Origin of the sequence: Streptococcus mitis (assembly GCF_047464035.1) — a bacterium.
Taxonomy (GTDB): Bacteria; Bacillota; Bacilli; order Lactobacillales; family Streptococcaceae; genus Streptococcus; species Streptococcus mitis_DX.
Map to the genome: position 1 here is coordinate 1 of NZ_JASHCQ010000039.1, position 10,372 is coordinate 10,372.

At 42.5% G+C, this 10,372-nt stretch carries 12 protein-coding genes; 1 reads left to right on the top strand and 11 read right to left on the bottom strand.

The features are described from left to right. The coding region (locus QM818_RS08720; RefSeq protein WP_414261305.1) for an IS3 family transposase at positions 1–95 on the top strand (95 nt) is incomplete at its 5' end. Between the two features lie 59 nt (positions 96–154). Here the strand turns inward: QM818_RS08720 and tig are convergent. The 11 genes from tig to QM818_RS08775 form a co-directional block, all read right to left on the bottom strand. Continuing rightward, positions 155–1,438 (bottom strand): trigger factor, encoded by a 1,284-nt coding sequence (tig, locus tag QM818_RS08725; protein WP_078237894.1) that lies wholly within the window; start codon positions 1,436–1,438, stop codon positions 155–157. Between the two features lie 92 nt (positions 1,439–1,530). Further along, positions 1,531–2,187, bottom strand: a complete 657-nt coding sequence (locus tag QM818_RS08730; protein WP_414300172.1) for a DNA alkylation repair protein — start codon at positions 2,185–2,187, stop codon at positions 1,531–1,533. Further along, positions 2,188–2,820 carry a response regulator transcription factor gene (locus QM818_RS08735; RefSeq protein WP_414300173.1) on the bottom strand — a complete coding sequence of 211 codons (633 nt, stop codon included), beginning with the start codon at positions 2,818–2,820 and terminating at the stop codon, positions 2,188–2,190. A gap of 10 nt (positions 2,821–2,830) precedes the next feature. Next, the gene (locus QM818_RS08740; RefSeq protein WP_201058418.1) at positions 2,831–3,829 is read right to left on the bottom strand and encodes an envelope stress sensor histidine kinase LiaS; all 999 of its coding nucleotides are present in this window, start codon (positions 3,827–3,829) and stop codon (positions 2,831–2,833) included. Continuing rightward, positions 3,826–4,524 carry a cell wall-active antibiotics response protein LiaF gene (gene liaF / locus QM818_RS08745; protein WP_070528777.1) on the bottom strand — a complete coding sequence of 233 codons (699 nt, stop codon included), beginning with the start codon at positions 4,522–4,524 and terminating at the stop codon, positions 3,826–3,828. Before liaF ends, QM818_RS08740 begins: the two co-directional genes overlap by 4 nt. Before the next feature lie 76 nt (positions 4,525–4,600). Then, entirely contained in the window at positions 4,601–5,611 is a 1,011-nt protein-coding gene (gene fni / locus QM818_RS08750) for a type 2 isopentenyl-diphosphate Delta-isomerase (protein WP_000210633.1), read from the bottom strand. Then, complete coding sequence (locus tag QM818_RS08755) at positions 5,589–6,602, bottom strand: phosphomevalonate kinase (RefSeq protein WP_000562401.1); 1,014 nt, start codon at positions 6,600–6,602, stop codon at positions 5,589–5,591. Before QM818_RS08755 ends, fni begins: the two co-directional genes overlap by 23 nt. Further along, positions 6,589–7,542: a diphosphomevalonate decarboxylase gene (gene mvaD / locus QM818_RS08760; protein ID WP_000373476.1), complete on the bottom strand. Its 954-nt coding sequence runs from the start codon at positions 7,540–7,542 to the stop codon at positions 6,589–6,591. Before mvaD ends, QM818_RS08755 begins: the two co-directional genes overlap by 14 nt. Continuing rightward, a complete protein-coding gene (mvk, locus tag QM818_RS08765; protein ID WP_000163297.1) occupies positions 7,524–8,402 on the bottom strand; it encodes a mevalonate kinase in 879 nt (292 codons plus the stop codon). Before mvk ends, mvaD begins: the two co-directional genes overlap by 19 nt. 122 nt (positions 8,403–8,524) lie before the next feature. After that, positions 8,525–9,490 (bottom strand): choline-binding protein CbpF, encoded by a 966-nt coding sequence (gene cbpF / locus QM818_RS08770; RefSeq protein ID WP_000691499.1) that lies wholly within the window; start codon positions 9,488–9,490, stop codon positions 8,525–8,527. A gap of 208 nt (positions 9,491–9,698) precedes the next feature. Next, positions 9,699–10,372 (bottom strand): LPXTG cell wall anchor domain-containing protein (locus tag QM818_RS08775; protein ID WP_414300174.1); only part of this gene is annotated, 674 nt, incomplete at its 5' end.

Genomic DNA, 10,372 nt, shown 5'->3' on the forward strand with positions numbered 1-10,372 from the left:
TTGTAGACTATATTGATTACTACAACAATAAACGAATTAAGGTAAAACTAAAAGGACTCAGTCCTGTGCAATACAGAACTAAATCCTTCGCATAAATTAATTGTCTAACTTTTTGGGGTCAGTACAATTCAGGTGGGCTTTTTGTTTATTATGATTATTTAACTGTTGCTGTGCTTGTAATCAATTCAACAGCTTTTTTGATTGTGATATCGTGTTTCAACATATCAGCTGAAAGCAAGCTTTGTACTTGAGCCACTTCCATGTTGTAGTCTGTTGCCAATTGCTCAACTTCTTTTTGGATTTCTTCTTCTGAAGCGTCAAATCCTTCAGCTTTCGCAACTGCTTCGATAACAAGGTTAGTCTTCGTACGTGACTCAGCTTCTCCCTCGTATTGTTTGTGAAGGTCTTCTTGAGTAGTTCCAGTGATTTGGAAGTACATGTCAGGGTTGATACCTTGACGTTGCAAGTTTCCAAGGAATTCATTAACTGAACGGTGAACTTCTTCGTGGATCATTTCTTCTGGAAGTTCTACGATTTCAGCATTTTCTACAGCTTTATCAATTGCTGCACCTTCTACTGCATCTTTGTATGCTTCTTCTTTAGCTTCAGCTAACTCTTTGCGGTATTTTTCTTTCAATTCAGCAAGTGTTTCAACTTCTTCGTCGATGTCTTTTGCAAGTTCATCGTCAAGAGCTGGAACTTCTTTAGCTTTTACTTCGTGGATAGTTGTTACGAATTTAGCTTCTTTACCTGCAAGGTCTTCTGCTTGGTAGTCTTCTGGGAATGTTACGATAACATCAACAGTTTCACCAGCTGAGTGACCTACCAATTGGTCTTCGAAACCAGGAATGAATTGACCTGAACCAAGTCCAAGTGAGAAGTTTTCACCTTTTCCACCATCAAATTCAACACCGTCGATAGAACCAACGAAGTCGATGACAACAGTGTCGCCGTTTTCAGCAGCAGCTTCTTTGATAACCAATTCAGCCAAGTTGTTGCGTTCGCGTTCGATACGCTCTTCAACGTCAGCGTCAGTTACTTCTTTTTCTAGATCAACTGATACTTCAAGGTTTTTGTAGTCACCCAATTTTACTTCAGGTTTTGTCACAACTTCAGCAGTGATAACCCAGTCTTGACCTTTTTCCATTGAAGTTACGTCAATTTTTGGTTGAGCAACGACTTCAAGACCAGCTTCTTTTACAGCTGCTTCATAAGCATTTGGCAAAAGAGCGTTCATAACGTCTTGGTAAAGTGACTCTTCACCAAATTTTTTGTCGAAGATAGGGCGTGGAAGGTGACCTTTACGGAAACCTGGAACATTAAGAGATTTCTTCACTGAGTTGAAGACACGGTCCAATTCTGGTTTGATTTGGTCTTGAGAGATAGTGAAAGTCAAGACACCACGGTTTGTTTCTTTGTTTTCAAATGATACAGACATTCTGTCATTTCTCCTTAAAATTTTTTAAATACAGTCTATTATAACATAAATGGGCGACTTTTTTCAAGTAACGAATGCTCTTTTCAATCACGCTAGAGGTACTTGCTTGCTTCTTTGATACTAAGGTCAGCCATTCTTTCCTTGTTTTTCTCAATGAAGCCTGCTACCCAAGTTGGATTGGTTTTGGAGTAGTCTCTTAGAGCCCAGCCAATGGCTTTATTGATAAAGAATTCTGTTTGGTTCAAATTATGAAGCAGAATCTTTTCCATTAATTGAACATTGGTCTTCTCTTTTCTTAACAACTGGTGGTCAATAGCGACGCGTCTCAACCAGATATTGTCTGACAGGCTCCATTGGAGGATTATTTTTTCCAGTTCCTGCTTCTCATACACCAAACTCCCTACTACTCGATCTAGGATATCCACCGTATCCCACCAAGACTTGGTAACAACCAACTGCTCTAGCTTAGGCAAATCGCTGTCCTTCAGATAAGACTGCATGGCTTTCAAATAATTGGCAGCCACATACTGGTATTCTCTAGACTCTTTTTCCCAGCAAGTATCTACAAAATCCCAATCGATAATCTTTGTTTTTTTCGCTTCTGGAAAGTATTTTTTATAGAGTTTATTTCTTTCTGGCGCCGCAACGCCTAGAAAGGAAAATTGATGACGCATATAGGCCTCCATAGGCCCTGCTTTTTTAGGATTTTTTGCTGCTTCTAGCTCCTCAAGTAAATCTGTTAGACTCATCTAAAAATCCTCACGCCCCACCAAGTGGTGCTGAAAGGCATAGACTGCAGCCTGGGTACGATCACTGACCTCAAGTTTGGCTAGGATATTGGACACATGGGTCTTGACCGTCTTGAGAGAGATAAAAAGTTCATCTGCGATACGCTGATTTTCGTAGCCCTTGGCGATGAGTTGGAGAACATCTCGCTCACGCGCAGTCAAGTCCTCATGTAGTTCTATGTGATTGCGGTGGTATTCTACCTTCTTGCTGACCTCTTGCTCAATGGCCAACTCGCCAGCAGCCACCTTACGGACGGCATGGAGTAGTTCGTCTGCACTAGAAGTTTTGAGCATATAGCCACGAGCACCTGCATCTAAGACGGGCATGATTTTTTCATTGTCCAAATAAGAGCTCACAATCAAAATCTTGGCTTCAGGCCATTCTTTGAGGATAGCCAAGGTCGCATCAATTCCATTTATCTCAGGCATAACGATATCCATGACAATGACATCTGGACGCAGTTTCAAGGCCAAGTCAATACCTTGAGACCCGTTTGCCGCCTCGCCCACAACTTCTACATCGTCTTGGAGGTCAAAGTAACTTTTCAAGCCCAATCGGACCATTTCATGGTCATCTACTAGTAAAATTTTCATCTCTACTCCTTTATGATTCCTTACCTAACAAGGGAATACGGATATCAACTGCCAGTCCTTGCTTGGGAGCTGTTAATAACTGAACCGTCCCTGCCATATCTTCGACCCGCTCCTTGATATTACGAAGTCCATAACTCAAGTCGTCTAAGCTCCCCAACTGGAAACCAATCCCATTATCCACCACCTTCAGCTGCAATTCAACATCCGTCTGATAGAGATAGACATCCAAACAAGAGGCCTGGGCATGGCGGAGGGTATTGCTGATCAACTCCTGCAAGATGCGGAAGATATGCTCCTCGATTTTCTTGGGCAATTTCGTCACATTTTGCTTGAAACTAACCTTGAGATCGCTCTTGTCCTCAAGCTCTTTTAGGAGAATTTGAATCCCTTCAATCAAGCTCTTCTGTTCCAATTCAACTGGTCGCAAATGCAAGAGCAAGACCCGCAAATCCTTCTGGGCTGTTTCAAGGATGGCTGTAACACTCTGCAACTGGATCTGCATCTTTTCTCTATCCAATTTCAAAGCCTGCTGACTGACGCCTGACAAAATCATGTGGGCCGCAAACAACTCCTGACTGACTGTATCGTGCAAATCCCGAGCAATCCGCTTTCTTTCCTGCTCAATGATTTCCTCTTCCCGAGCAAGACTGTGATTTTCAGCCTTTTGAAGTGCTTCCGTCAAGAGGTTAAGTTTCCCTGACAAGGACTTGAAACTGGCATCCAAATCTGAATCGGAAACCTGAACCACTTCTTTCCCTGCTAATAAACGCTTGAGATTAGTCTGCATTTTTCTTAGAGAAAGCTCTTCAACACCTCGCCAAAACAGGACTAAGAGACAGGTCATGGACATGCTGAATACTAACAACAAAAAGACAAATTTTTCTGTTTTTTCGACATCATGTAAGAAAATAGTCCAGTCAAAGTCAAGGATTTCCAGCAAGCTGTGGGAGAAAAACAAGACAAATAATAAGGAGGTGAGAGCAATGATTACATAGGCTTGTTTTTTCATCCTCTGACCACCCCCACATCGCCAATCATAGTGGTCAAGAAAATCTTGACACTCTTGTTACTCTTGAGATAGTCTCTTGTTTCCTGATGATAGTGTTCATTGCGGAGGGCTCGCTTGGGCTGGTTGAAAAAAGTCAAATCACCATAGAGACAGTTAACGCTAAGACTGACTTCCACATCTACAGGTACAATGATTTTGGTCGTTCCTACCATCTTTCTGAGAATAATGACATTGTCATGATTGGTTAGGATGACCCTCTCCAGATGAATGGTATCCTTGCCCATGAGACGAAAAAGATTGATATCATCAAACTGGCAAGTCTGGTAGCTTGAAAAATGATGAAGATTTCCAAACCAACGATTTTTCTCCTTCTTAACCGTCACCACCTCTTCAAAAACTAAATTTGTCTGCTCTTTTTCCTGGTTCATCATCGGATAAAGAAGAAAAAGGCTATAGATGACCGCAACAAAAATAGCTAGAATCACAAAAGGATTGAGCATGACGATGAAAAAGAAGAGAATGGTTGCCACTACTAAAAGGAGGTTATTCCCCTCTTTACCAGTGTAATAGCGAATCAAAAGCAAAAAGAGGAATAGAATCAGCAGAAAACGCGAAAAATGCTCTGATACCATTAAAATCAGAGCTCCTGTCAAAAGACAGGCTTCGATAAATAAAAAGATTTTAAATTTTCTCATAGGTTCATCCTCTCCTTTCTATTTTATCACAATTCAAAAAAGTCACCTCGGTCTGCAGATGGAAAAAAGGCGGTGGTTACGCCTTTTTCATCTGATCATTTGCTTCTTTTAATTTTCCGTAGAGAAGATAGTCTACTTTTTGTAGATCTGCTATGGTGGCACAATTAAGAGCACACATGATCAAGCGTAGATCTGCTTTCCAGCCTTGAACAACGGCAACTACTTCTTCAACCGTGTAGTTTTCAACCAATCCCAGAACTGTTCGAGACAGTCCCACGGCTTTGGCACCAAAGACTAGGCACTTAATCATATCCAGAGGATTTCGAACCCCTCCACTAACCAAGAGTTCGACCTTGTCTTTCCAGTCTTGGGCATTGAGAAGGGCTTGCATGGTGGACTGGCCCCATTGATTGAGGTAATCACGTTGGCCACTACGGCGGTTTTCAATATAGGCAAAACTGGTACCGCCACGACCCGATATATCAAAGGCTCGAACACCCAGTTCATAGGCTCTTTCAATGGTCTTCACATCCATCCCAAAGCCAACTTCCTTGAGAACAATAGGGACAGGGATTTGCTTGCTATAGTCTGCTAGATGCGATTGCCAGCTTCTGAACTTTCTTTCTCCTTCAGGCATGAGTAATTCCTGCATGACATTGACATGCACTTGCAGGAGAAGAGGATGCATCTCTTCTACAGTCTGAAGTCCTAACTCGACAGGCTTGTCCAATCCAATATTGGTTCCAAGGAGGAGATTGGGATGACTAGATTTGACAAAAAAAGAGTCATCTGTTGGATCTTTGAGGGCTGCGCTATAAGAACCCGTTACAAATAAAATACCACAGGCTTCCGCCACTTGAGCCAGTTTTTGATTGATTTCTCTTCCCTTATCGCTTCCACCCGTCATAGCATTGATATAAAAAGGAAAGTCCCACTTTCGACCAGCAAACTCTGTCGACAGATCGATTTCTTCCAGGTCGTAAAGAGGCAAGGAAGAATGAATCAGCTCCACCTCATCAAAGCTATTATAGAAACTTTTCTGTTCAAGGGCATAGCGGATATGCTCATCCTTGCGATTTGTCGTCATGTCCTATCCTTTCTTGGTATAAGAGCTCAATCCCCAGATTGGCCCAACGATTTTTTAGGGTTTCAGTTGAGTGCGCATCAAAACTCAAGGCAATGCCACAGTCACCACCACCAGCGCCGCTACTCTTGGCAACAGCCTGCAAATCTTGACTAGCTTCTTTCAGCTGTCTAAGCGAAGGTGTGTAAATATCTGCGCTCAAGCCTTCTAAGAGCTGGCTCGCTCTTCCCACTTGCTCGATGCTTTTTTCTACTTTCCCCTGCTCCAAGGCTTCTACCAAAGCAGCTACCGTTTCTTTTGAGGAAGTTAAAAAGTTCTGATCTATATTTTGCTTAATTTGCTGGACCATGTGACTTGATACAGCCACTTCCTTGGTCCATCCCACTAGGAAATCGCATTCTAAAGTTGGTTTCACTTGTAAAATTGAAAAGCCCCACTCACGCTCTAAAACTGTCGCCAAGTTTTCTTCTTCCAACCAAGCAGCTACCTTCTGGCGATCAAAAGACTGGTAGACAACCAAATCCTCTGCCACAATACAGGCAAGGTCTCCCATGGAACCATTGTCTCCTCGCTTGAGCAAGACAGCACTAGCCAGCTTGAACAAGAGCTCCTGATCAACAGAAACATCATACAGAGCCAGTAAAGCCTTGACAACCAAGACAACGACGCTACCGCTAGAACCTAAACCAAACTTTTTCCCTTCTCGTTCCATTTTCCCACGAATTTCTAGAGAAAAAGGCCGCAAGGTTTGCCCACGATAAACAAGGAAATCTTCCACTAAAGCAATCGTTTCTTGAATCAAACTGTAAGCAGGATTTGGTGTCAAGTCCACTGCGAAATCAAACATATCCGAATAAATACGGTAACTATCAGAAAAAGCAATCTCGCCCTTCATATAGATGGGAATAGCCTTTATCAAGGCTAACTGCCCAGGCTCTAAAATAGCATATTCGCCTGCCCAATAGAGTTTTCCGCAAGTTTTAACAGCAATCATCTTGGCTCAAATCCTTTGTTTTTGACACAATCAAGCGATAACGTTGACCGAAGATTACTGATAAATGCTCCAAGTCTTTCTCCTGACAGAGGACCTTGACATTGGGACCAGCATCCATGGTAAAGTAGCAGGCTTCCCCTTGTTCACGAAGCTGGCGAACAAAGTCCATGGCTTCATAAGTCGCATCGGTCAGATAAGAAAAGGCTGGTGATGCTGTTTTGGTCGTAGCGTGCATAGCCAGGGCATTTTTCTCAGTCAATTCCCCAACCTTGGCAAAGTCATTTTCCTTGAGATAAACCAGCATATCTTGATAGTCTTTCTCAGACTGACGAACCCAGTCATCAAAAGTCGTCGAAGTTTCCACACAGAGTTTCATCCCGTCACGGCTAGAGATTGGTTTTTTCTTATCCTCTAGCACCAACATAATCATAGCTAGTTTCAAGTCTGTCTCTACAGGGTAAATTTCTCCGCTATCCTTATCCCAGGCACCTAGTGGTCCATAAAAACTCCGAGAAGAAGAGCCTGAGGCAAACTTCGCCTCCTGCGCCAACTGACTTCTATCCAATCCAAGCTGAAAATAAGCATTGCAAGCCTTGACCAAGGCAGACAAACCACTAGAACTTGAGGACAGGCCCGCTGCTGTCGGCATATTGTTTTGAGTATCGATGCGGACAAAGCCTTCACCATCTGGACGGTAACGGTCAATAATCTTACTCATCTTGGCATGCTCCGCCTCATTTTGCAGCTGACCATTTATATAAAAGGCATCAGCTGACGCATTGGCTGGTAAAGGCGATAAAGTCGTCTCTGTGTACATATTTTCCAAAGTCAGAGAAATACTGCTAGTAGCAGGAACCATCTCTTTTTCTTGTTTCTTTCCCCAATATTTGATAATAGCAATATTTGCGTAGGAACGTACTGTTACAGGCTCTCTATCCATGTCTGAATAGCTCCTTTCTCTTCTAATCTTTCTGCTAGTTCTTGTGCTTGGTCCAGATTGGCTACCAAGGCGATAATACAGCCTCCAAGGCCACCACCGCTCATCTTGGCACCCAGAGCACCATGACTAAGAGCCGTTTCAACCAAAGAGTCTGCCTCAGGGCTACTGACACCAATTTCTTTTAAATGTAAATGTGCTTGACTGAGGATTTTCCCCAGCCCTTCAGCATCTTTTCGTGAAATCGCATCCTCTGCCTGCTGGGTCAATTCTCCCAAGGCATGTAAAAACGGTAGGGCATCCTTCCCCTTGCTCTGAACCACTTGGATGGCTTCACGTGTATGACCATAAACGCCCGTGTCGGCAATCACCAAATAGGCTGATAGATCCATCTCAAGCTCTGTAAATCCTACATTCTTAATAAAGCGAATAGGTTGGTCACTGAGACAGGTTTTAGCATCCAAACCACTTGGATTCATATGGGCAATCATCTCAGCCCGATTGACCAAGATTTCTAGTACATCATGAGGCACATCAGCCTCATAGTAGTCAAATACTGCACGAATGGCTGCTATGCTGATAGCGGCTGACGAACCCATTCCCCGTTTTTCAGGGATAGCCGAGTCAATCTCACAGCGAATACAGGCTTCTTTGATATCCAAATACTCCAGCGAAGCATAAACTGCCATGGACAAGGTATCTTCCTCATAGAGACGCCATGGACTCGCTGCAGGAACTACCTTACAAGTCACTTCCACCTCCAAAAGAGGCAGGGAAATGGCAGGATAGCCGTAAACGACCGCATGCTCTCCTATTAAAATAATCTTACTATGTGCCTGACCGACACCAACTTTTTTTGTCATTTTTTCCTTTTACTAGACGAAAAAGCCGTCTTATTTTTTCATACAAGTATTTATTCTCTCCTATCTATTTTATTATATTTTCACAAAAAAAGCGATTGTTTCCTTCACAATCGCTTCTTTCATTATTGAATCCATTCGCCATTATAGTTGACAGAATAGCCATCTACGGTCGTATTCACTGCTAAAGCACCTGAGCTATAAGCATAGTACCATTTGCCATTAATCTGGAACCAACCTGTTGCCATTGCTCCTGATGAACGGAGATAGTACCATTTGTTCCCAAGGTTTTGCCAGCCCGTTTTCATATCACCATTTTCAGCATCTAGATAATACCAAGTTGAGCCGTCTTGATACCAGCCAGTTGCCATTGCTCCTGATGAACGGAGGTAGTACCACTTGTTACCAAGATATTGCCAACCTGTTTGCATGATGCCAGTTGTTGGATCTAGATAATACCATGGAGCAGCTTTTAGCTTATCTTCATCATATGTAAGAGGAAAATCCTTAACCCAACCACGTGCTAGTTCCCCAACAGTCAATCTGTTGATGCGAGAATCAAATCCACCATCCTTCAGTAAATAATACCAGTGCCCCTCATCATAAACCCAACCAGTTTTTAAGGTGTGATAACTACGTTGATCTTCAAAATAATAGACTCGTTTCTCTGCTGGACTATCATATTGTTCCCCATGATGTTTGTTGGTATTTGTAGCAGTTTTTGCTTCTAAAACTTGCTTACCAACAAATTCTTGTAGTACCCCATCTTGACCAAAGTAAAACCAATCTGGTCTAAAAGCAACATCTTGCCTTAGAGAAGAACCAATCGTAACCCCTTCGTGTGGAGCAGGTATATATTGCCAGCCGACAACCATCTCTCCAGATAAAGAATCAAAATAATAGTACTTACCATCAATCACTCGCCAGTAGGTTTCTTTGAGGTCCCCCTTCTTGTAGTAGATTCTTCCGTTTTCTTGGACAAATTTCCAACCCTCTGAATCAGTATCATCCGCCAATACTGTACTTGTCGCCAGTAAGCTAAAGAAAAAGACTGCTAATGCGATTTGCATCAATTTTTTTATTATTTTCATTAGACGTATCCTCCTTCAAGGATTCTAGCAAAAATTCAATTGTATGTCAATATGATGGCTTTAAAATAATATAATAACGAACTATCATTTGATTCACTAGTAAAATCTCCTAGCAGACTTTCCTGCTAGGAGATTTTCTTATGAGAGGTACTTGTTTAAGCTTTGAAAATCGGACTTATCACCTGATATTTATCAAACAATCTACCAATTAAGCTTCTTCGTCTTCTTTACGACGTCGACCTGCAAGACCAAGACCAAGTAATGCACTTGCGGCAGCTGCTACCATAGCTACAGTAGAATCTGCTGTACCAGTATTTGGCAACTCTTTAGCTGCTTTACGCGCATTTGCTTGTGCTGATGCTGTTTGACCAGCATTAGCTGCTGCTTGAGCAGTAGCTGGAGCTACAGCTGGTGTTTGGGCAGCTTGGTCATTAGCTGGAGTTGCATGATCAGTTGATGAAGCAACTTTCGCCATGAAGTCTTCGATACGTTTAACCATTGCATCCACTTCTGCTTGAGTTGCGTCTGCATTGGCAAATACTTTCTTAGCATCTGCTGATAATGCATTCGCTTCTTTTGCAGTTTCTGCATCAAGCTTAGCTGATTCTTTGATGATCAATTCATCTAGTTGACGAATAGCACCTTCTAACTTAGCTTTATCCACTTTTGCGTCAGTGTTAGTAGCTCCGTTACCGTTACCACTGTTATTGCCTCCACCATTTGATGGTACATATGGACGTTGTTTAAAGGTATCTTCTGCTGTCTTAGTTAAGTCTGCTGCTGGAATAACGGCTGTGTTTCCTGATGGCGTTGTTACTGTAGCGTTTCCTTTATCGTCTACTACTACAGTCGCACCTGGATTCACTGCTTTAACTTTGTCTT